Here is a 21,952-nt window from a genome sequence, read left to right as displayed (position 1 = left end):
TATCGGACAATGAAGTTAACAACATCTCCAATTCGGTAAAACCGATGGGATTAAGTTCATCGGCGGGAGTTGGCAAGCCTTTGCAATAAGTTATCGTCGTCATAGCTATTCGTTACCCGATTTCTTACCAATTAAGTCAACGATATCGATAAGACGATGACCACCAGCGATACTATAAGATTGCATTTTACCATTGAGTTCCCATCGGTGCAAAGTGCAAGACCGTGGCACCTAGTCGAGTGGCTGCTTCTTGGGGGGTTAAACTAGACATTGCCTGACTATATCATAGAAAATGTCTAGTTATGTCACTAATTGTCTAGATATTTACGGACTGTTAGTTAACCCTAAAATGCCTGAATCCATTCTTTCACGTCGTACTCTGTCCAAATCCTATTTTGCCAATAGGGATCAGCCTCAATCAGTTGGCGCACAGTGGCTTCATTTTCAGCTTCATAAATACCAAACACTTTGGTCACATCTTTGGTTGGACCAATCGTGATTAATACGCCGGATTCTTTTTGCTGAGTTAAACCATCCAGATGTGCTTGACGATGAGGAGCGCGTTTTTCTAATACGTCCTCACAGTAGCTTCCCCACATTACATATTTAGGCATAACCAATCAACTGTGAACAAATGACAAATGACGACTTAACTTCTCAGGCTGACACCAAATTTTTCCAACAAGGCGTCTCGAACCTTCTGGTGGGCGGATTCCACTTCTTTGTCCTTCAGCGTGCGATCGCCTGCGCGATAGATCAGCCGGAAAGCCAGACTGCGCTGTCCTTCTGGCACTCGTTCCCCGCGATATTCATCGAATAATTGCACCGATTCCAATAGGCTTCCGGCGGCTTGTTGAGTGGTGCGTTGAATGTCGGCGACTGAGACAGTATCGGGTACAAAGAAGGCAATATCTCTGTCTGCGGCTGGAAACGTCGAGTAGACGGAAAATCGTGGCGTCAAGTTTTCATCTTGGACAAGAGCATTTAACATGACATCTAGGTCTAACTCAAACCCATAGACTGCATCGGGTAAACTCAATTCTGCTCGAAGCTGGGGATGGAGTTGCCCAAATCTGCCCAAGCGATCGCCTTGTATCCATAAGGAAGCGGTGCGCCCTGGATGTAGGCGCGAATCCTGGCGATCGGGTTGATATTCCACAGTTAATCCTAAGCGTTCAAACACGCTTTCGATGATTCCCTTAGCTTCATACCAACTCATCGGCGCATCTTGTCCGCCTCTCGTCCATTTACCCTGACTGGGATCACCACCCAAAATTCCCGCCACGCGATCGCTTTCGGCAAATCCGTCTTCGTCGCGCCAGAAAATTCGCCCGATTTCAAACCCATTCAATACCCCATTCCCTTGTTCGAGGTTGTACTGGGCGACTTCGATCAATCCTGAGAGTAAATCCGTCCGCAGGGTAGAATATTCCACAAATAGAGGATTCGATAGGCTAATTTGCTCCTCTTTTTCTTCCGGTTTAACCAAGGAATATTGCAGCAATTCCGTTAATCCAGCCGCACGGAAGGCTTCCCGAATCTTGCGGATTAAAACCTGGTCAATCGATAGATAACCCGGTTCGGTTTTCGGGGGTAAATCTTCACAAAACTTATCATAGCCGTAGAGACGGGCAACTTCTTCAATTAGGTCGATTTCCCGTTCTAAGTCTCGGTAGCGGTAGGGGGGAACCGTGACAGTCCATTTCAACGCCTCGTCGGATTCCACGGACTGAAGTTGACATCCTAACGCCGTGAGAATGCGTTCAACATCATCGGGCTGAATGTCACCAATCTCATCACCCAAATCCACTGGACCTAATACCTGATTCACCCGTTCTAGGCGTAACTCAATCGAGCGTACCCAACTGTCTGGATCAGGGCGGGTATCGGCTACTTCTTGGACAATCGGCTTACCCTGGGCGAGTTCTTGGATTAACGCGATCGCTCGTTTCGCCGCGATGCCTAATTCCGCTTGATTGACGCCCCGTTCGTAACGAGTGGATGCCTCCGTGCGTAAGCCTTGAGAGCGGGCTGAACGACGAATGGCAACGGGTTCAAAGAGGGCGGCTTCTAGAACCAGATTCTCTGTTCCCTCATGGACTTCGGTTTCCTCACCACCCATCACGCCTCCCAGCGCCACGGGGCGATCATTGGCGGTAATTAACAAAGTTTGGGGATGAAGGGTGCGGGATTGAGCATCTAAAGTGGTGAGCGATTCCTCTCCCTTAGCAAAGCGAACCCCGATGGTTAAAGATTTGTCCCCTGCTACTTGTTGTAAGCGATCGCGGTCAAAGGCGTGGAGAGGCTGACCCCATTCCAACAGAATATAGTTGGTAATATCCACAACATTATTAATCGGTCGCACCCCTGCGGCTTGTAAACGCTGTTTTAACCAGGTTGGCGATGGTTGAATTTTCACGCCTTCAATCACGGTACCAATATAAGCAGGACAAGCTTTCGGGTCAGCAATTTTCAACGTCAACCCGCCAGTACCTTGAGGAATCGTCAACTCCGGCGTTTTAGGCAGGTTCAAAGATGCACCAGTCAGGGCGGCGACTTCACGAGCCACTCCAACCATACTCAACGCATCCGCCCGATTCGCCGTTGCGGTCAAATCCAGAATCACATCCGTAAGTCCCAGGAGAGGACGAGCATCACTCCCCACTTGTAGCGTCTGTGCCTCAAAGATGTAAATCCCTTCTGACTCTTTTTCCAAGCCAACTTCTGCCAAGGAACAAATCATCCCTTCAGAACGCACTCCCCGCAGTTTGGAGGAGCGAATTTTCAAATCCACCGTGGGCAGGTAAGTCCCTACCGTGGCGACAGGGACATAAGCCTCTGCCCGAACATTAGCCGCGCCACAGACAATGGTGACTGGATCATTGGCGTCTCCAACATCCACTTTAGTGACTCTCAGCTTATCGGCATTAGGGTGGGGTTGCACATCCAGAACCTTCCCCACAACCACGCCATCGGCTAACTGCCGCTGATCCTCAATATCCTCGACCTCAAATCCAGCATTGGTGAGAATTTCCGCAATTTCTTGGGGAGCTAGGTTCACATCCACCAGTTCCCGCAGCCAATTTAAAGAGATACGCATTAATTTCTTGCTTTTACCGACCTCAGCTTAGATGCAGTTCCGTTACTGTTGATCTCACTATACCCGATTTGTTATTCGTCATTGGTCATTGGTCATTGGTCATTGGTCATTGGTCATTGGTCATTGGTCATTGGTCATTGGTCATTGGTCATTTGTCATTTGTCATTCGTCATTCGTCATTGGTCATTCGTCATTTGTCAGGGAACAGGGAATAGGCAATAGGCAATAGGCAATAGGTAAGGTAGAGTTTTAAGTTAACTTCCCCATCTTCCCCAGCTCCCTCAGCTTCCCCAGCTCCCTCAGCTCCCTCAGCTCCCCCAGCTCCCTCAGCTCCCTCAGCTTCCCCAGCTCCCCCAGCTCCCCCAGCTCCCTCAGCTTCCCCAGCTCCCCCAGCTCCCCCAGCTTCCCCAGCTTCCCCAGCTCCCCCAGCTCCCCCAGCTCCCCCGACTTGCCACACTTTACCAATTCTTCACAAACAGAGGACAATCTTTATCAAGACTTTATCCAAAAAAGACTCAAATCAGTGCGTTATTTGGGCATCTGTGCCTAAACGACAGGGTAAATTAAGATATCCTGTAGATAGATAAGATTGCTTACCAAGGCTTACCAAAGCGAGGGTGCATCCGGCGGTGCGTTTCCCACTAAAGTCAACTATAGATCTTAATAGATAAGCCGGGTGCTTCGATCACAATTGAGAAAGCTTTCGTCCTAGCCCGGACAAACGCCCCATTGGTGATGCTGAATGAGCTACTGCCTAAATCCTGACTGTCCTCAGCCCAAAAATCCGCTGCACGTCACTAGCTGTCAGGCGTGTGGTCATCCTATTATGTTGCGAAATCGCTATCGTGTGCTAAAAACCATAGGTCAAGGCGGATTTGGCGCTACGTTTTTAGCCAGAGATGAGTCTCTTCCTGGCAATCCCAGTTGCGTCATTAAACAACTTCGTCCCGCAACAACCACATCACAGGTTCTGGAAATGGCTCAAAAGCTATTTGAGCGAGAAGCCAGAACCCTCGGTAAGATTGGCAATCATCCTCAAGTTCCCCGACTGTTGGATTTTTTTCAAGACAATCAGCAGTTTTATTTGGTACAGGAGTATATTAGTGGACTCACGTTACAGCAAGAAATTAAACAATGTGGTCCCCTCTCAGAAGCCGGGGTCAAGCAATTTCTGAGTGAAGTTCTCCCCCTGATTAAATATATCCATAGCCAAGAGGTGATCCACCGGGATATCAAACCAGCTAATTTAATTCGACGAGAGCAAGACCGAAAACTGGTCTTGATCGACTTTGGTGCGGTTAAAGATGAAGTCAACCAAGCCGCCGTTGCCAATACCTCTGATCAAACCGCCTTGACAAATTTTGCCATTGGGACTCCCGGTTTTGCTCCGCCGGAACAAATGGCATTGCGACCCGTTTATGCCAGTGACATTTATGCTCTCGGCGTAACTAGCGTGTATTTACTCACCGGAAAATCGCCAAAAGATTTAGATTACAATCCCTCAACTGGTGAAATGGTCTGGCGTAAATCTGTGCAAGTCAGCGATCATTTTGCGACTGTGTTGAAAAAAATGCTGGAGGCTTCTGTTCGTCATCGCTATCAAACGGCAGAAGAGATTCTCAGAGCGCTAGACTTAGAACCTTATTTTGATAGTTTGGTTCAAGGAATGGCAATGCCAACCTCTGGGCTATCCAATACAAATACAAATGGCAATTCCACCGAAGTTCAAGAGGTAGACTCGCCCAGTTCTCCTTCCTCTCCTTCATCGGCGACCCAGAAGTTAGCGGCGGCGATTCGTAAGCGTCGTGAACGACGGGAACGTAGTCGTCCGGGTTCTTCCAACACCATGGGTAATGGTAATCCCCGCAGTCAATTTATATCGAGGTCAGTGACAGAAATTCATACAGGGAATATACCATCGAGCCAAAGTTTTGCCAGCAGTAGACCCAAAAAGCTTGATGCTAATGGTGTGTTAACGGCATATATGAAAGGTCGGAGAGATTTTGCTTCCCATGATTTAAGTGGGTTGGATTTACAAAAATCGGATTTATCTGGCGGGATTTTTTACCAGTCCAAGTTAACTCGCATTAATTTACAAGGTGCTGATTTATCCAGTGCTGATTTTGGTCAGGCAAGCTTAACTCGGGCAAATTTGCGAGATGCCAATTTAGGACGGGCTTATTTGAGCAATTCGGATTTAGAGGGGGCAGATTTACGCGGGGCAGATTTAAGTTTTGCTTATCTGAATCATGCCAATCTTAAGGGGGCAAATCTCTGTGGCGCGAATCTTGCCAATGCCAAAATTACGGAGGAACAGTTAGCTTTAGCTAAAACGAATTGGGCAACAATTATGCCGAATGGCAAGCGAGGTCTTTGGTCATAGTCATTTGTCATTTGTCCTTTGTCATTCGTCATTCGTCATTCCTAATAAGTAGTCGGACAAAAGAAAACGGTACTGTATTAAGTGCAAGTAAATCGCCCTTAAACCCTTACTGTTCCCTGTGACACACCGAGCGTGTTACCGAGCGGAGTCGAGGTAAGTCGAGGTGTTCCCTGTTCCCTAATCTCTAACCGTTAACTTTAATTGTGTCCACCCACTTATCAGTACCCGTACAATTGATATTGGTTGGCTCAATGGCACTCTATGGAACTTGATGATCTTGTGCGACTCAATCGCGTCATTCGCGTCATTGGCTTTGACGACGCACCATTTTCCCGTCATGCCAGCGCCAAAGTGTCCATTGCGGGAGTGGTTTGTGGAGGAACGCGCTTCGAGGGGATGGTTTGGGGAGAGGTGGAACGAGACGGCTGGGATGCGACGGATAGGATTGTTCAGCTATTAGTTGGACGGAAGTTCTTACCCCAACTGCATGTTTTACTGCTGGATGGTATTGGTTTTGGTGGCTTTAATTTGATAGACTTGCCCCAGCTTTGCGATCGCCTGAGTCTTCCCTGTGTGTCTCTGATGCGGCGTATGCCTAATGTAGAAGCAGTCAAACAGGCAATTCATCGTTTACCTCAACCTGAACAGCGTCTCCATCTCCTCCAACGCGCTGGAAGTATTCATGCTTATCCCCCTTTCTTTTTTCAGGTTTGTGGCGCGAATCCCCAGGTTATCGCATCGGTTCTAGAGCGCGTAACGGACTGTGGTAAAGTCCCCGAAGCCTTACGTTTAGCTCATTTAATTGGTGCTGCTGTGGTTAAAGGAGAAAGCAGCAGTTCGGCTTAGGATTTGGGTAATACCAAATCCGCCTTTGTCACCCTCTTTATCCCTTGGTGGCTATTCCCGACACCCGACACCCGACACCCAACACCCGACACCCGACACCCGACACCCAACACCCAACACCCGACACCCGACACCCGACACCCGACACCCGACACCCGATACCCGACACCCGACACCCGACACCCGACACCCCTTCTCTAGAAAAAAATAGTGACAATCCTCTGGGGATCTGATAACTAATACTGATGGTGGTTATAGGTTCAATGGGGCGATGTTCACAATTGCTCCCATAACAACCTTACCCCCGGTCTCTGATATCCCCTAACTATAGTCTGATTAGGGTGGGGAGTTAGAACTGTTCATCTCAAGTGTTGCTGGCTTAACAGGTAGTATCTTGTTGGATAATCGTTATTTTATTTATGAAGTCGTCGGTTTGCGTCAGAGTGCAGCTACCGACACCCTCAACTACCCCATTCGTCGGAGTAGTTCTGTCTTTATCAGAGTTCCGTACAGCCGCATGAACCAAACGATGCGGAGAATTTCCCAATTAGGGGGCAAAATTGTCAGCATACGAAGCCCAACTCCTGACACAGATGTTCAGAGTTCCTTCGCTTGGTGGATAGAAATTGTCACTGCTGAACCTGCGGTCACTTACTACTTTGGACCCTTTGATAGTCCAGAAGAAGCCGCGTCTTATGAAGCAGGTTACATTGAGGATTTAGAACAAGAGGGCGCTCAAGGGATCGCCGTAACGGTTAAATGGTGCAAACCCGACAATTTAACAATTTTTTAAGCTCTCTGGGTCAAATCTCGTCAATTTTGACTAGAATCACGGTGATATTGTCTCGTCCGCCTTTTTCTTTGGCGGCGGCAATTAGGTTAGCGGCGATCTCTTCGCCATCCCCATTGGACTGGAGATGGGACGCGATCGCGGTATCCGAGAGTTCCTCAGTCAGTCCGTCGGTACAAAGGAGCAGGAAATCTCCTGACTGAATCTCCATGGACTCGACATCAACAGACTGTAAGTCCTTGCGACCTAGACATTGAGACAACACATGACGCCAGGGATGCGTTCGCGCCTGTTCTGGAGTCAGATCCCCAGCTTTCATGGCGCGTGCTACCCAGGTATGGTCATCCGTCATTTGTTCGAGTTTTAATTGTCGCCATCGATAAAGGCGAGAATCACCCACATGAGCCAGCCAAGGCTGACCTTTACGGAAGATGACCACGACAGCCGTCGTGCCCATGTCTGCCCGTTCGGGATGATTTTTTTGATCCTCTAAGATTGCCTGATTAGCATCGTAGAGGGCTTGTTCCAGTAACTTTTCCGAAGGGACTGACTCTAGCCATTGCCGCTCTAAACGTGCCTGAATGACCTCTGTAGCCAGTTGGCTGGCTTCCTGTCCCCCAGCATGACCGCCCATGCCGTCGGCGACAATGAAAAAGCGTCCCTTCGGATCGATGTAGTAATAGTCCTGGTTTACGGTACGAATTAAGCCCGGGTCAGTGAGACCCGTAAAGCGACATTTCATAAAGTTTGTGCTGGCGTCAATAACCTTATGGGAGTTATAACATGCGATCGTATCGGTCGAGCCTTCGGAGTAAACGAATTAGGGCAAAAGCGATCGCGGCGGCGACTAACGCCACCACTAATGCCAGCCCGACTTGACCATTAACAAATAAGATCGTAGCTGACAATGTGAATGCACTGAGTAGTAACGCATAGTTTGTTCCTATCTGAATGCTACTCATGCGGCGCAAGATCCGATCCGACTCGATCGAACGAACCCGTAGACGTATATCTCCCCGTTCTAATTTTTCAATCGTATCCTCAATCCGTCGAGGTAATCCCAACGCCGTACTACTCACTTGAGCCGCTTGGCGTCCCAATTCATTCAAGAATGTATTACCCTCAGGGCTATTACCGTTAGTCATGATTTGCAGAGCAAAAGGTTTTGCCACTTCCATAAAGTTAAATTCTGGGTCTAAGCCCTTGCCCACTCCTTCCAAGGTGGAAAAGGCTCGCATCACAAACGTGAAGGTTGCCGGAAAGCGAAAGGGTTGACCATAGGCAATTTCATAGAGATCGTCGCTAATTTCACTCACCGACTGATTCTCAAAGGGCTTATCCATAAAGTGATCCAGCATATACTGGATCGAACGCCGCACCGGACCCATATCATCAACCGGAGACAAGGCACCCAATGCGACTAGAGACTCGACCACTCGACTAGCATCTTTTTGGGCAACGCCAAAGAGCGTCTGCATCAACCCTTCCCTGACATTTGCCTTAATCCGCCCCATCATGCCGAAATCATAGAAGATCAATGAGCCTTCCGCACTAACCGCAATATTGCCGGGATGGGGATCGGCATGAAAGAAACCGTCATTGAGCAACTGCTGTAGGTAAGCTTTTGCCCCCAGTTGAGCCAAAAGTTTCCGATCCAATCCAGCAGCTTCTAGTGCCTCGTAGTGACTAATCTTAATTCCTGGAGCATACTCTAGGGTTAAGACTCGATTTGAGGTATAGCGCCAATAGACACGAGGAACTTTTACCCAATCGTAGGTGCGGAAATTACGGCGGAAGGTATCGGCATTGCGCCCTTCATTGAGATAATCAATCTCTTCCCAGAGAATACGACAGCATTCTTCGTAAATGCCCATCCAGTCTCGACCTCGACCCCAATCGGGGTGATTTTGGAAGTAACGGGCAATTCCTTTGAGAATTTGTAGGTCTATCGTAAACAGTTTCCGCAAGCCCGGTCGTTGTACCTTGACCACAACCTCTTCTCCACTCTGGAGTTGAGCTTTGTGGACTTGTCCTAAACTGGCTGCTGCTAGAGGAATCGGATCAAAATTGTCAAAGAGTTCACTTACAGATTTCCCTAAATCTTTCTTGACAATTGCCTCAACTTGATCGTAGTTAAAAGCGGGGACGCGATCCTGTAGTTTAGACAGTTCCTCTACATATTCACCAGGGAATAAGTCAGACCGAGTTGAAAATAGCTGTCCCACCTTGATGAAGGTTGGACCTAACTCTAAGAACGTATCTCGAATCCAGATTGCCTGTGTCTTACGACGAGCCGCCTGTTTTGCATCGGTCATGCCCCCTGGATAGCTCCAAGGTTTGCCGTTGAGCCACAACTGGAAGAGGAGGGTTAAAACAAATGTCCAAATATCGACAAATCGTCGATGTCGGGAGTAGTTTTCCCGATTCCAACGATATGCCTTGTCTTGGTTTATCCCTCTTAGGGAACGTTGGCTAGACACCTGGCGTTCCTTATATTGTTTGAGGTTGACATAGTTATCAGAAACAGCAGACACCTAGATTCCTGAATGATGGTCTCCTCTTAATCTTAATAAAAATTCAAAATCTTTGAAAGCTAAGCACACCCTAAGCGAGTATCTGTAATACCAAATCTGGGGTGACTACCCCCTTTTTGGTAGAGACAAGGCAGATGGCTCCAAGGCATATAGCTCCAAGGCTTCAAGGAAAAAGTACCCTAGGGATAGAGGAGATTCCAGAAGCGGATTGGGAAAAGCTGTAACGGGTGAAGGGAAAAGGGAAACACCTCCAGTATCACTCAAATCAAGTCACTGATTGATTGCGATAGAGCTGTAGCTCAGTCCGCAAGCGAGCAATTTCAGCTCGCAACTCGTCAATAGTAGCTTGTAGGTCAACGGATTGAGAACCAGTCGAAACAGTAGTACTAGAAGAGCGATCGCCCATGGCGATTTCCATTTCCTGTTGCGCCCTTTCCATGACTTGCTCAGTAAACTGTTGCAAATGCTCTCGCTGTTCAGCATCAAATTTGCCAAGTTCGCTAAGAGCATTCGTTAAGGAGTCTTCTACGCGATCGCCCAGAGTTTGAGCTAGCGATCGTCCTACAAAAAAGGCATGAATGACTGGATTGCTCATTGGGAAGATGGTTTGGGTATTCGTAACAAATTATAACGCACGAAGCTCACTCCACCTGCTAGTGCAGCGGGCATAAAAATACTTGAGCAGCTTCGTAGATACGATGAAGCAGGGGGAGCAGAGGGAGCAGGGGAAGCGGGGGGAGATATTAGCTGTTCAGTTATTTCTGCCTTCTTGCACTAGCTTGTCCCAGTGAGTAAAAACGATACCCGTCAAAAATCGGCAAAACCGACGATACACCTTAACTGTTTCTCCGAACAAAACCTTCTGTTCAGAAGTCGGGTTAAGTTGCCACTTGTCGGTGCGGATGATTTTTGATGGGTTTTTCAAAACATTCTCTGTTCCCTGTTCCCTGCCTGCCCTGAACGAAGTTGAAGGGTTCCCTGTTCCCTAACAAATTGTTGAGATTCGGAAACGGGCCAATCGCTACGGGGAGGAAAGGTTTGTTGGGTATGCAAAATCGTTGATCCGGGTTCGCCCGGTTGGTTTACTCGTACAGCACAGCCGAATCCAATGCCTGCTGACGCCGCGATCGCTCCTGTCATGAACAACGCTTGTAACGGTATTGAAGCTTTGGTTTTAGCCGTTTTGAGGGTTGAATGTAGAGACGTGCCATGGCGCGTCTTTGACCCAACGCTAGGCTCATCGGGAAACGGGTTTGTAGGGGCGGGTTTAGGGAATTTGGTTTCGCTATTGATGGTAACGTTTGTACAAAACCCGCCCTGACTCAAGGTTGAGTGTTGACTCTTTGTTCCCCTTGATAGCACAGTGTTAACCTTGGACTTGCCAGGTAGGCAACCTACTTTTGACTTTGGCTGGTTTTCCACTGGCTGAGTGGTTATCGGTTCAAGGAGAGTAACAGACTCCTGAAGGGGAAGCTGCTTTAACCAAGTGTCTATCATTTGGGGACGGTTGTTGGGGATGAGTTCTAAACCGTACTGTAATGCTTGTTGAATGGTGGGACTCAATTTAGACAGCGGCGGCTGAGAGAGTGAAGAAAATAGACAATTGTCTCCCTTGGCTGATAACCTCTGTCGCACAGGTGCGGGTAAGGGAGGATATCCAGTGAGTAAGCAGTAGAATGTGGCGGTTAAGGCATAGATATCAGTTTGCCGTGTCGCTGTGTTTGCCAAGGTGTTGTCTTCTGGAGGAGCATAGCCAGCAGAGAGGAAGCTGGCATAGGTTTGTTTGATGCCTGGGGTGAACTCATAGAGCATCCCAACTTCACATAACACAACGCGATCGCTATCCTGACGCCGAATAATGTTTTTGGGTTGGATATCTCGGTGTAGTAATTCGACTTGGTGTAAAACCTTTACCGCATCACTGATTTGACGGATATAGTTGATCGCCTCAGCCTCTGGCAAGGAACCCGCTTGCAGAACGTCTGCCAATGTCTGTCCGGGAATATATTCCATCACCAGATAGGGATATCCCTTGTCCTCAAAATAGTCGAGGACGCGAACCAGATGAGGATGTTGGCAGTAGTTCAAGCGTTTGGCAATGTCTAAAAATTCCTGCTTGAATTGATTAACATTGGGATGCTGGCGCAGCGCTTCCCCTATGGTTTTAATCACAACCGATTGACCTGACTCAGTATCGGTTGCTTTGTAGGTAAGACTGAAAACACCCGCGCCCAGTTGGGTACTGAGAACATATTTCCCTTGGTTTAAGCCCCGTTCTGCCGTCAAGTTCATAAAAATTTACTCCCCACAAGCACCAATAATGCTACAGCCTAGATGGAGTATATCCAAATTGTGCCAACACTCAACACTCAACATTTACGTAGAACGAGGATAATGCTGCTCTAGAAATGCTTTGGCATCTGCCTCATCCTGAATCACGCCATCCAAGGTTGCTGCTAACAGAGCATCCAGCATTTCTTTATAGTGGGGACCCGGCTTATAACCCAAACGTTTGAGATCATTCCCATTCAGAGGAGCCTGCACCGTTGCCAAGTTCTTGAAATAGTGCCACAGTTTGCGTCGAATTGCCCGAGAACTGTGTACGGCAATTAAAACCAAGGTAGGTAATTTATACTGACGTAACAGCCAAACCACTTCACTGGGACGCTGACAGTGGGGTAGAGACTCTACCACCTCAGTTTGGGCTTGTCCGAGATGCTGTAGTCGCTCAATACTATCAATAGGCAGTTGTAAATTTTCTGCCACCTTGCCCCGTTCTTGAGGCTCTAAATGAGCAATTAACACCTCAAGCCGCATCTGCCAATGTTTTAAAGTTTGATCCGGATCAAACCGTCGTAACCAACGGTCAATTAGACGAACCCGCCACCATAACAATGGGTCAAGCTTTAAGCTGGGATGAAGACAGCGTAATGCTCCGAGTGATCCAATGAGTTGGAATGCCCGTTGCCAATAGGGGGCTTCTAGAATGTACTTTAATTCGGCTTTCAAGCGGGTTTCTAGGGCAGGCGCTCGGGTATTTGCACCTAGCGATCGCTCATAAACGCCACTCTCTAACGCATACTGGATATAGTCTTGGGTTTGGGGTTCCAGTTCAAAGCCTAAGCGCACGGCAAACCGCACCGCTCGATAAATGCGAGTCGGATCTTCGATAAAACTATTGGCGTGCAAGACGCGAATTTGACGCGATCGCAAATCCAACATCCCGCCAAAAAAATCCAGTAGGGGCAACGCCTCACCTCGCCTCCCCGTCAGTCGCGCTGCCATGGCGTTAATGGTAAAGTCTCGCCGATAGAGATCCTGGCGAATAGAACTGGCTTCCACTTCCGGATTCGCCGCTGGATAGGGATAAAACTCAGTTCGAGCCGTGGCAATATCAATCCACAGGGAATCCAGCACCGGGTCATTATGCCACAACAATGCTGCCGTTTGAAACGCCCCATGAACGTCTAAGCGAGCATTCGGATACCGTTCTCGTAAGGCTTTTGCCAAAGTTACTCCTGCGCCCACATCAGCCGCCCGATGAAACCCATCAACCACCAAATCCACATCTTCTAGGAGTAGCGGTTGGCTCTCATCCGCCAGCAATACGTCACGAACGGCTCCCCCCACTAAATAGAGATGCCAACCCCTTTCCTGGGCTTCCTGGGCGGCTTGAGTGAGCAATTGCCACAGGGCAGGAGCAAGGCGTTCCCGCATATTTAACAGGCGGGATGAGGGATAGGTCATCTGGATGGGGCAAGTCTCTCCCCAGCGCTCTTGATCTTGGCGCACTTGTCGCAGCACATCGGTACGAGTGACAATCCCGACTAACTGCTCATTCTCTAACACGGGTAAGCGTCCAATATCATAAGTTACCATCAGCGACTCAATTTCTGGCAGTGAGGTTTGGGGGGTAATGGTTTTCAGGTTTCGGGTCATATACCCTTTAACTGGAGCATGACCCAAACCGTGATGCAGTGCTAAATCAATATCTCGCCGTGAAATAATCCCAATTAACTGGTCATTTTCATCAACCACAGACAGTCCAGAATGCCCATAACGCAGCAAAATCCGCTGTGCTTCTCCCACGGTGGTATCGGGGCGAATCGTTCGCACCGGGGAGGACATTAACTCCAGGGCGCTTAGGGGTTGGGGAATTTGCTCTTTGAATTGATCAACGAGTTGTGGCAAAACCTCTGGGGGATTTTCATGGCGTAGGGTGACGGCGGCGGCTTGAGAATGCCCCCCTCCACCTAGGGGTTGTAAGAGCGCATTTAAATTCGTGCCAGGAATTCGCGATCGCCCGATGATCGTCAGACGGGATGATTTTGAGTGTTGAGGGTTGGATTCACTCACATCTTCTAGACGTTCCACCGGAACGTCTCTACCATCTCCCCCAGCTCCCCCAGCTCCCCCAGCTTCCCCAGCTTCCCCAGCTCCCCCAGCTTCCCCATCTCCCCCATACTCCGCCGCCAGCAATAGGGCGTCGCTTTCCGTTAGGTCAACTAATCGTGAGGCTAAACTTGAGAGTCCTGGTACATAGTCTTGAGTTTTCAGGAACACCCAAGACAGAGTATTACCTTGATAATTTTCAGATTGTAACTGGTCTAGGGCTGTGGTGAGCAGTTGTTGTAACTGGGGCGAAAGTCCTGGATCTACATAGTCAGCAATCTGGCGGATATTTGCCCCTTGTGCCATTACCCAAGCCAGAGCCATGGCATCCCGTGGAGTCGTTTGGTCAAAGGTTAAGGAACCTGTATCCACATGGATACCGAGTGCCATCACTGTGGCTTCGGCGGTGGTTAATTGGATTGAGGTTTGTTGTAATTGCTCGACAATGAGCGTTGTGGTGGCACCCACAGGTTCAACCTGTCGGAATGTGGCAGGAATATCACTATGAGTGTCGCTGTGATGATCGTACAGTTCAATGGCAGTAAGATGAGGCAAGTCGAACCATTGAGCAGCTTTCCCCAAGCGATCGCGTTTTTGGGTATCCACCACGACGAGGGAATGAATTTGGTCTACTTTAACCGAACGTCGTTCAATCAAAGCATACTCATCCCGATGCAGTGCCAAAAAATCCCGAACCGCCGGGTGAGCGCCCCCTGTTAGGACAAGTTTGGCTCCTGTTTTCAGGCGTGTCAGCCCGACGGCTGCTCCTAGGGCATCAAAGTCGCTAATCGTGTGACACAAGATTAAGTCCATGGTTTGTCATTTGTCATTTGTCATTTGTCATTCGTCATTTGTCATTTGTCATTGGTTAGGCAACAAGGAACAGGTAAGGTAGAATTTCGAGTTAACCTCCCCATCTTCCCCATCTTCCCCATCTTCCCCATCTTCCTCATCTTCCCCATCTTCCCCATCTTCCTCATCTCCCCCATCTTCCCCATCTTCCCCATCTCCCTCATCTCCCTCATCTTCCCTATCTCCCTCATCTCCCCCATCTTCCCCATCTCCCTTGTTGTTAATTTTCAGTTTTTTCAAAAAAGCGGGTCAATTTTTGGTAGCTTACAATCAGAAGGATTTAACGTCTTGAAAGGCACAACAGGAAATGTCTATCTTATTTCAAATATCACTGGCAGCTTTGGTCATTTTGTCATTCGTCATGGTGGTGGGTGTTCCCGTCGCCTATGCTACCCCCCAAAACTGGGAGCAATCAAAAAATTTGATTTGGATAGGTTCAGGACTTTGGCTGGCTCTGGTCATTGTGGTTGGCGTCCTGAACTATTTTGTGGTAGCCTGACTTTCTCCCCGCCTGAATGATTAAATTCAGACGGGGCTTCTCCACCAACAGACAGATGCTCATGACGCAAGAGGGCAAAGATAGCCATGGCAGTTTTTGAGGGAAATTTTACATCAGCCAGCTCCCTGCGCTTGGCAATTATCATCGGTCGATTTAATGATCTCGTGACAGAGAAACTATTAGCCGGGTGTCAAGATTGCCTGAAACGCCACGGTGTTGATCCCAATCCTCATGGCTCCCAAGTTGATTATATTTGGGTGCCAGGTAGTTTTGAAGTCCCTCTCATGGCTCGCCAAGCTGCCCTTAGCCATCGCTATGATGCGGTGATTTGCTTGGGCGCTGTCATTCGCGGTCAAACCCCCCATTTTGATTATGTGGCGGCTGAAGTCTCTAAGGGCATTGCCGCCGCTAGCTTTCAAACCGGAATTCCCGTAGTCTTTGGGGTTCTAACGGCTGATACGATGCAGCAAGCCTTAGAACGGGCAGGAATCAAGAGTAATAAGGGTTGGGAATATGCCATGAGTGCCTTAGAAATGGCGAGTTTAATGCAGCAGTTCAAGGGGCAAAATGGCTCAGCCGCTTATAATGCTTATGATCCGGCAGGAACTCCTCAGTCCTTACCTGTTTCATCAGGGCGGTCTCTTCCTTCAGAGTCCGCTTCTGAATACAATGAGTCTGGGAATTCATGATCTATGTAGAGACATGCCATGGCATGTCTCGGAGCAAAGGAGCTATGGCAAATAACGAATAACTTGACAAAACTGGATTATTCTGAGACACTGTAAAAAGCAAAATAAATGCGGGTATAGCTCAGTGGTAGAGCGTCACCTTGCCAAGGTGAATGTCGCGCGTTCGAATCGCGTTACCCGCTTATCTATCTCAAAAGCGAAGCTCCCGAAGCTTCGCTCTTAGCTTGTTATATATAAAGATATTATCGGGTATTGGTAAGATTTGTGTAAGTTTTACGTAACGGAAAGCGCTAATATTAGAGCATGGGCGTCTCCAAGAAAATCTCGGTTGGGAATTTGTGGGGATAAGTTTGAGCTATAGTGATTTACTATACAAGTTGATCGTGTAATCAGGAACACTCAATCATCAACGTAATCTTGGTTTTGAATAGCGCTTGTGCCACCTCAGAAAGCTCAAAAGATAGATTTAAGTAAGGAATATCCCTGCCCGTGTCGGCGGCGGGGGTGTTTAGTGCCGATTACCCTGACAGAAGCCTTTGGCTGTAATCGCTGTCAGCAGATTTTCGTTCTTGAAGAAAATGGGCTTATAATTGAGCAATTATCGACGACTTATCCCTACAAAAAAACCTGGCGTTGGACAGGTCATCGCTGGGTGAGTACCCAAGGGAATCTTGGGGAAAGCTACCTACCTGTAGCCCTCTTAATTGTGCTGGTTTTGTTGATTGTCTGGTTACCTCTAGCACTGCAATCTCCAACCGGTCCTTCTATAATTCTTTGGGCATTACTGGCAGTGATTTTAGCGGTGTTGCCAGCGCTTATGGTTTGGTTAGCTTATCGGCGTTCGTAAATGATGGATATGGAAGCCTCTGATCCTACGCCTCAGTCCAACCGTGTGATTGCCAGATCACATCGGGCATCTGTGGTTTTGGCAACCACAAAAGGAGTTGAGCGATCGCGTGGCGTTCAAGCGATGGTAAAAGCCTTGCAAAATGCGTTTGATGATATCTTGGATGCCAATACCATGGACTTGGAAGCCAGTCGAGAAATGGCAGTTCCTGAGTTGGTATTAGATTGGCTAAAGCTGACGCCAGAACGACTCCAGATTGCGATTGGGATTTTGCAGCGGATTGGGGAATTATCTGATCCGATTCGTCGGGTGATGAATGCGTCTTATCAACTTGACCATTCTCAAACCTATTGTCAAATGATGCCGTTGGGCGTGATTGCCTTAATTTATGAGGCGTTCCCTGAGTTAGGTGCGATCGCGGCGGGTTTTTGCATTAAAACCGGAAACAGTTTGATATTAAAAGGAAGTAGCGAAGCCAGTCAATCCAATCAAGTGATTGCCCAAGCATTACAGAACGCCTTGGACGACGCGGGTTTACCCTCCGGCTGTTTGGAATTGTTCCCGTCTGAACAGGGGGCTTCGATGCGAGATTTAGTCACACGGGATGACTATTTAAACTTGGTGATTCCCTATGGACGCCCGACGCTAGTGCAGCAAGTTTTGCAACAAGCAACGGTACCCGTTTTAAGATCAGCAATGGGGAACTGCTATCTCTACTGGTCCGAATCAGGGACTTGGGATGGAGTGCGATCGATTATTTTAGATAGCCACGCCAGTATCCCTGATCCAGTGAATGCGATCGAAAAAGTCTTGATCCATCGTAATCAAAAACCATCCTCGTTAATGAATCTCTGTAAGAGTTTAAGTGACAAGGGCTTCAAACTCAAAGCTGATGCCGAGTTGGTGGCAAAGTTTCCCGATCAATTGACTCTAGCGTCTGAATCAGAATGGAGTCAACCGTATTTAGATAAGGTTGTTGCCTTTAAATTAGTTGATAACACCGAAGACGCGATCGAATGGATTAATCAATACAGTAGTCGTCATGCTGACTGCTTAGTTACTGAGTCTTACCTGGAAAGTCGCCAATTTTCCCTCAAAGTTGATAGTGCTTCGATTTATCTCAATTCCTCACCGCGATTTTCCCGCAATCCCAAACGTGGGGACTCGGTGTTTTTGGGGATGTCTAATCAGAAAGGGTATCGTCGCGGGATGATTACTCTGGAGACGTTAACCACACTGAAACAGGTGGTTCAGGGGAATGGGCAGTTTTAGTTATTGGTCATTGGTCATTGGTCATTTGTCATACTCGCTTCGCTAGAAGCAAGTTACTGGCATGGTACACCTTAATTGGTGGATTAGAATTGTAGGGGCGCAAGGCTTGCGCCCGGTTTAAACGTCAAATCTATTCCACAATTTTAGCTGTGTCAGTCCACTACTGCCGTGACCCAACTAAAATGGTGCAATAGATTGGGTACGTAGTGAGGGCTTTAGCCCTCTCCAGCTAGGCGTTAGAGAACTAAAGTTCTCACTACAAACAAAGTCCTATTTTAGCTGTGTCAGTCCACTACGTCCTTTGTAAGGGTTTGAGGCTTGTTTACAAATTATAGCCTTACCAAGGCAGGTTAGGACTTACGGCACCATAGAGACGTTCCATGCAACGTCTCTACATACGTAAATGATGTGTCCTGATGTCCTAACTTTTCTGCGTAGTGCTATAACTACCACGGATTTCCGACTAAAGTAAATGCACTCCAATAATAGGGATGAGTCAGATTAATATTTCCCTGGTTGAGTAATTCCTCAGGTAAAGAAATCCTAGCCGATGATGTAACTAATTCATCGCCGTCTAATTCTACCTCTCCCCGCATCATTGCCAATTGTGCTTGTCGTAAAGCTTCAGCTTTAATCGGGGCTTGTTTTAACTGTTGATAAAATGTGGTCATTAGTCCTAATGTCCCGGTATCACTGACATACCAAAGACTACCCAACGCTGATTTTACTCCCGCTTGTACGGCTAATCCGGTAAAGCCTAACTCGGCTTGTTCATCCCCTAAGGCTGAACGACAGGCACTTAACACCATCAGTTCAACTGGGGGATTATCTAATTGTAACTCTCGCAATTTGTCTAGGGTTAATCGGGTATTCCAAAACTGAATATAGGAGTTACTGGCTTTACCGGGTTTAAACTCTCCATGGGTGGCGAGATGGAGAATGCCAAAGGGTTGACTCGCGCGGGCTTGTTTGAGATTTTCTAGGGTGAAGTTTTGGTTAAGAAAGGACTCACCTGACCACAACTGATTGGTAATCAGGGATAACTCCTGGGGAACAGCAGGTAAGGGGTCTTGTTCCTTAAATTGAGAAGCACCCATGGCTAAGATATCAGCGTTGCGGATATCTACATAGCTGGTATCGGTGAGGCTAAAACTGGGCATTAACCCAACGCTGTAGTTCTCGATAATAAATTGGTTTCCATCATAGAGTGTGGCAATGGGGAGGGAACGCAAGCCCCTATCCATAACGAAGCTGAGATTATTAATTTGTTGGGCTTGTAATTCTTCTTCGATGGGGGAAATTAACCAGTCATAAAGTTGTTTTGCTGAGGGTTTATAGGGGCGAGGAATGCGAACATTGGTGACAGCGCGACGTAATTGTTGCACTTGTTGTAGAACTTTTTCTCGGGTTGCACCGGGAACTGGACGGCGAATTACGTCTCCAGAGGCGGTAACCAGGACGAGTTCGAGTTGGTCAGTGGGTTGGGGATTGGGGTTCGTTGAAAGTTGTTGGTGTTGAGGGGTGGAAGCGTTAAATTGCCAAATGATTTCGTTTTGGTCTTTGGGATTGGGTTTGTCGGGAGTGGGAGTTTGGGGTTTAAAGAAGGCGTAAATTAGGGCGGGTTTGATACCAGTAATTTGTTCAATTTGATTAAGCTGGGCTTTGGTTTCTTTAGGGGTAACGGTGCGGGTATTTCTAACTCCGAGATGGCTTTCATAGGCATTGGTGAAATTGCCTTCTTGTTGAGCGACTTCCGTTTCGGCGGCTGGGGTTGTGGTGGTGTTTGTGGTGGTGGGGACGGATGCTGATTCAGAGGGTTCGCTGGTGTCTTCGTCTTCGGTTAATTGATTGTTATCTTCTTCCGGTAGTTCGCTAACTTGAGTGGGTTGAATGACATCAACTGGATTGATTTGAGACTCATCCACAGGTGTCATCGGTGAATCATCCACAGGTTCTTCTTCGGGAATCGTTGGTGCATCAACACTAATAATTTCGATATTGCCGTCTATCTGGGTAAACAGCAAGGATTGTGTGGGAAGGAGGGTAATATCACCATCAGTAATTGCACCAACTGTACCATTGGTTGTGGCATCACCAATAATAAAGGGAGTTTCACTGTTACCCCCATGGCGGATCGTAATACTACCATTATCATCCCCACCCGCGCTAGAAAGGCTAACTTCTTCACCGTTAGCGTCTGTAAAGGTATCCGTGGCGCGGAAAAATTGACCTGCGGTAATATCAATGTTACCGCCTTGTCCGTTGTTACCCCCTTCAGCATTAATAAAACTGACTTCAATATCGCCAATGGGGTCAAGGGTGACATCACCGCCATCACCAGAACTCCCGCTACTATTAATTTCACCCAGAGTCATCGAGTTTAAGGCTTGGATGAAAATATCACCGCCACTGGTTCCGGAACTTGTCAGGTTGTTGGTGGTGATAACTCCATTATTGCTGGTTAGGGTAATGTCTCCGCCGGGATTGAGGGTTGAACTGGTATTGATGTTCGCGGTATTAATTATTTGATTGGCGGTAACAGTAACGTTGGTTGCTGTAATATTTTGGGTAGTAACATTGTTAGCACGATTAATCGTTAGGCTATTTAAGGGAGTGATGTTACCGATGTTTTCCATAGCGTTAATGTTACCCGTCCCTGCATCGAGGGTGAATGCCTGAGTGCCATTAATTGTGCCGTTAAGATTGATATTACCTGCGCCACTGTTGGTATTAAGGAGGACGGAATTCCCCAGATTGGTGTTACCCGTAATGGTAATGTTCTGGTTGGCGGTGACGATAGCAGCGTTAAGGTTTGTGGTTGCACTGTTGAGGGTAATGGAGGCGTTTCCTGTCCCGGTGATGGTTCCGTTGACATCAACGGTTCCGCCTTGAATGGTGACAGGTTTGTTAAATGTAATTGGGTTGATGGTGACAGGGTTTGTGTTTCCTTGTCCGATGATTAGGGTATTAAAGTTGGATTGGAATGCATTTAATTCACTGGTTGTCAAGTCTAAAGCGGTGGTGGTGTTATTGGTTGCACCAATTGTGATGGCTTGGTTAGATGTGGCAGGTTGCAAGGTGAGGCTATTGCCGTTTGTGATTGCACCTAAATTATTAATTTCACCGGCTTTTAGGGTTAATGAGTGACCATTGGCATTTAAGTCGGATGCAAAAGATAGAGTGGTTAGTCCAGCATCTAATGTCACATCGTTGTCTAGAGTGACTGGACTATTAAAGGTAAGGTTATTGCCTGTGGTGATGTTACCGATAACGTTTGTGTTACTTGAATTTACGTCTAAGCTGCCGTTAATTGTTAAAGATGAAAGTTGGATAGCATTGGTATCGTTGAGGGTCAGGTTTCTGGCACTGCTAATGGCGACTGTGTTGAAGTTATTGGCATTATCTAAGGTGATATCGTTGCCGTTAGCATTTAATGTCGTCTCACCTGTAACACTCAGGTTGCCACTGTCTGTAATATTACCGTCAGCCGTCACTCCTAAATTACCAGTAATCGTGGAAGTGCCTAACTCAATCTCATCGCTGTCGTTTAAGGTAACATTTGCGCCATTTGCGGCTACTGTACTGAAGTTATTGGCATTATCTAGAGTAATAAGCTGTTCGGCATTTAAATAGGGTATAATTAAAATAGGAAATCCGAAAAACGAAAAAAATATGCCAGCCAAAAATTATTTGAAACCCGCTCAAAAAGAAAAATTACAAGTTGCTCTAAAAACCGAGAAAAATGCAG

The 21,952-nt window shown here is 47.5% G+C and carries 20 protein-coding genes, 1 tRNA gene and 1 pseudogene; 9 read left to right on the top strand and 13 right to left on the bottom strand.

Annotation, left to right across the window (positions count from 1 at the left end; all coding sequences use genetic code 11):
* Positions 1-108: 108 nt before the first annotated feature.
* The 3 genes and pseudogenes from RIG66_RS11520 to pheT form a co-directional block, all read right to left on the bottom strand.
* Positions 109-271: pseudogene (locus RIG66_RS11520) on the bottom strand (IS607 family transposase); the annotation flags it as partial.
* Positions 272-344: 73 nt separating this feature from the next.
* On the bottom strand, positions 345-614 hold the full coding sequence (locus RIG66_RS11515) for a YciI family protein (protein WP_446378118.1): 270 nt from the start codon (positions 612-614) through the stop codon (positions 345-347).
* Positions 615-649: 35 nt separating this feature from the next.
* Positions 650-3,100, bottom strand: a complete 2,451-nt coding sequence (gene pheT, locus RIG66_RS11510) for a phenylalanine--tRNA ligase subunit beta (protein WP_446378116.1) — start codon at positions 3,098-3,100, stop codon at positions 650-652.
* Between the two features lie 68 nt (positions 3,101-3,168).
* On the opposite strand from pheT, the gene RIG66_RS11505 reads away from it, so the two are divergent.
* The gene (locus RIG66_RS11505; RefSeq protein WP_446378114.1) at positions 3,169-3,315 is read left to right on the top strand and encodes a hypothetical protein; all 147 of its coding nucleotides are present in this window, start codon (positions 3,169-3,171) and stop codon (positions 3,313-3,315) included.
* Here RIG66_RS11505 and RIG66_RS11500 read toward each other — a convergent pair.
* Positions 3,291-3,557, bottom strand: coding sequence for a hypothetical protein (locus tag RIG66_RS11500; protein ID WP_446378112.1), 267 nt, complete (start codon positions 3,555-3,557; stop codon positions 3,291-3,293). The two genes, RIG66_RS11505 and RIG66_RS11500, sit on opposite strands and share 25 nt — an antisense overlap.
* Before the next feature lie 285 nt (positions 3,558-3,842).
* Between RIG66_RS11500 and RIG66_RS11495 the strand changes: the two genes are divergently transcribed.
* Both RIG66_RS11495 and RIG66_RS11490 read left to right on the top strand, forming a co-directional pair.
* On the top strand, positions 3,843-5,483 hold the full coding sequence (locus RIG66_RS11495) for a protein kinase domain-containing protein (RefSeq protein ID WP_446378111.1): 1,641 nt from the start codon (positions 3,843-3,845) through the stop codon (positions 5,481-5,483).
* A gap of 261 nt (positions 5,484-5,744) precedes the next feature.
* The gene (locus RIG66_RS11490; RefSeq protein ID WP_446378109.1) at positions 5,745-6,329 is read left to right on the top strand and encodes an endonuclease dU; all 585 of its coding nucleotides are present in this window, start codon (positions 5,745-5,747) and stop codon (positions 6,327-6,329) included.
* A gap of 37 nt (positions 6,330-6,366) precedes the next feature.
* Here the strand turns inward: RIG66_RS11490 and RIG66_RS11485 are convergent, their stop codons facing one another.
* Positions 6,367-6,546, bottom strand: coding sequence for a hypothetical protein (locus tag RIG66_RS11485; RefSeq protein WP_446378107.1), 180 nt, complete (start codon positions 6,544-6,546; stop codon positions 6,367-6,369).
* Positions 6,547-6,726: 180 nt separating this feature from the next.
* Here RIG66_RS11485 and RIG66_RS11480 point away from each other — a divergent pair, with 180 nt between their 5' ends.
* Positions 6,727-7,122 (top strand): DUF1816 domain-containing protein, encoded by a 396-nt coding sequence (locus RIG66_RS11480; RefSeq protein WP_446378105.1) that lies wholly within the window; start codon positions 6,727-6,729, stop codon positions 7,120-7,122.
* Positions 7,123-7,132: 10 nt separating this feature from the next.
* Here RIG66_RS11480 and RIG66_RS11475 read toward each other — a convergent pair whose 3' ends face one another.
* The 7 genes from RIG66_RS11475 to RIG66_RS11445 form a co-directional block, all read right to left on the bottom strand.
* On the bottom strand, positions 7,133-7,861 hold the full coding sequence (locus RIG66_RS11475) for a Stp1/IreP family PP2C-type Ser/Thr phosphatase (RefSeq protein WP_446378103.1): 729 nt from the start codon (positions 7,859-7,861) through the stop codon (positions 7,133-7,135).
* Positions 7,862-7,895: 34 nt separating this feature from the next.
* Entirely contained in the window at positions 7,896-9,599 is a 1,704-nt protein-coding gene (locus tag RIG66_RS11470) for an ABC1 kinase family protein (RefSeq protein ID WP_446378122.1), read from the bottom strand.
* 319 nt (positions 9,600-9,918) lie between these two features.
* The gene (locus RIG66_RS11465; RefSeq protein WP_044208147.1) at positions 9,919-10,248 is read right to left on the bottom strand and encodes a DUF6825 family protein; all 330 of its coding nucleotides are present in this window, start codon (positions 10,246-10,248) and stop codon (positions 9,919-9,921) included.
* A gap of 156 nt (positions 10,249-10,404) precedes the next feature.
* Positions 10,405-10,578: a hypothetical protein gene (locus RIG66_RS11460; protein WP_446378101.1), complete on the bottom strand. Its 174-nt coding sequence runs from the start codon at positions 10,576-10,578 to the stop codon at positions 10,405-10,407.
* Complete coding sequence (locus tag RIG66_RS11455; protein WP_446378099.1) at positions 10,575-11,945, bottom strand: serine/threonine protein kinase; 1,371 nt, start codon at positions 11,943-11,945, stop codon at positions 10,575-10,577. The genes RIG66_RS11460 and RIG66_RS11455 overlap by 4 nt, the downstream gene beginning before the upstream one ends.
* A gap of 84 nt (positions 11,946-12,029) precedes the next feature.
* Complete coding sequence (locus tag RIG66_RS11450) at positions 12,030-14,858, bottom strand: CBS domain-containing protein (RefSeq protein ID WP_446378097.1); 2,829 nt, start codon at positions 14,856-14,858, stop codon at positions 12,030-12,032.
* Between the two features lie 48 nt (positions 14,859-14,906).
* The gene (locus tag RIG66_RS11445; RefSeq protein ID WP_446378095.1) at positions 14,907-15,137 is read right to left on the bottom strand and encodes a hypothetical protein; all 231 of its coding nucleotides are present in this window, start codon (positions 15,135-15,137) and stop codon (positions 14,907-14,909) included.
* Between the two features lie 67 nt (positions 15,138-15,204).
* On the opposite strand from RIG66_RS11445, the gene psbZ reads away from it, so the two are divergent.
* The 5 genes from psbZ to RIG66_RS11420 all read left to right on the top strand — a co-directional run bounded on the left by psbZ (position 15,205) and on the right by RIG66_RS11420 (position 18,204).
* Entirely contained in the window at positions 15,205-15,396 is a 192-nt protein-coding gene (psbZ, locus tag RIG66_RS11440; RefSeq protein ID WP_446378093.1) for a photosystem II reaction center protein PsbZ, read from the top strand.
* Positions 15,397-15,482: 86 nt separating this feature from the next.
* On the top strand, positions 15,483-16,085 hold the full coding sequence (ribH, locus tag RIG66_RS11435) for a 6,7-dimethyl-8-ribityllumazine synthase (RefSeq protein WP_446378091.1): 603 nt from the start codon (positions 15,483-15,485) through the stop codon (positions 16,083-16,085).
* A 110-nt stretch (positions 16,086-16,195) separates the two neighbouring features.
* Positions 16,196-16,267: transfer RNA gene (locus RIG66_RS11430), tRNA-Gly, on the top strand.
* A gap of 254 nt (positions 16,268-16,521) precedes the next feature.
* The gene (locus RIG66_RS11425; protein ID WP_446378089.1) at positions 16,522-16,932 is read left to right on the top strand and encodes a hypothetical protein; all 411 of its coding nucleotides are present in this window, start codon (positions 16,522-16,524) and stop codon (positions 16,930-16,932) included.
* Positions 16,933-16,941: 9 nt separating this feature from the next.
* Positions 16,942-18,204 (top strand): glutamate-5-semialdehyde dehydrogenase, encoded by a 1,263-nt coding sequence (locus RIG66_RS11420; RefSeq protein WP_446378120.1) that lies wholly within the window; start codon positions 16,942-16,944, stop codon positions 18,202-18,204.
* Between the two features lie 446 nt (positions 18,205-18,650).
* Here RIG66_RS11420 and RIG66_RS11415 read toward each other — a convergent pair whose 3' ends face one another.
* A complete protein-coding gene (locus tag RIG66_RS11415) occupies positions 18,651-21,887 on the bottom strand; it encodes a CHAT domain-containing protein (protein ID WP_446378087.1) in 3,237 nt (1,078 codons plus the stop codon).
* Positions 21,888-21,952 lie beyond the last annotated feature (65 nt).

Origin of the sequence: Coleofasciculus sp. E2-BRE-01 (assembly GCF_040221695.1) — a bacterium.
In the GTDB taxonomy this organism is placed as follows: domain Bacteria; phylum Cyanobacteriota; class Cyanobacteriia; order Cyanobacteriales; family Coleofasciculaceae; genus Coleofasciculus.
The sequence above is the reverse complement of the archived record's forward strand: the minus strand, read 5'-3'. Positions and strand labels throughout refer to the sequence as shown.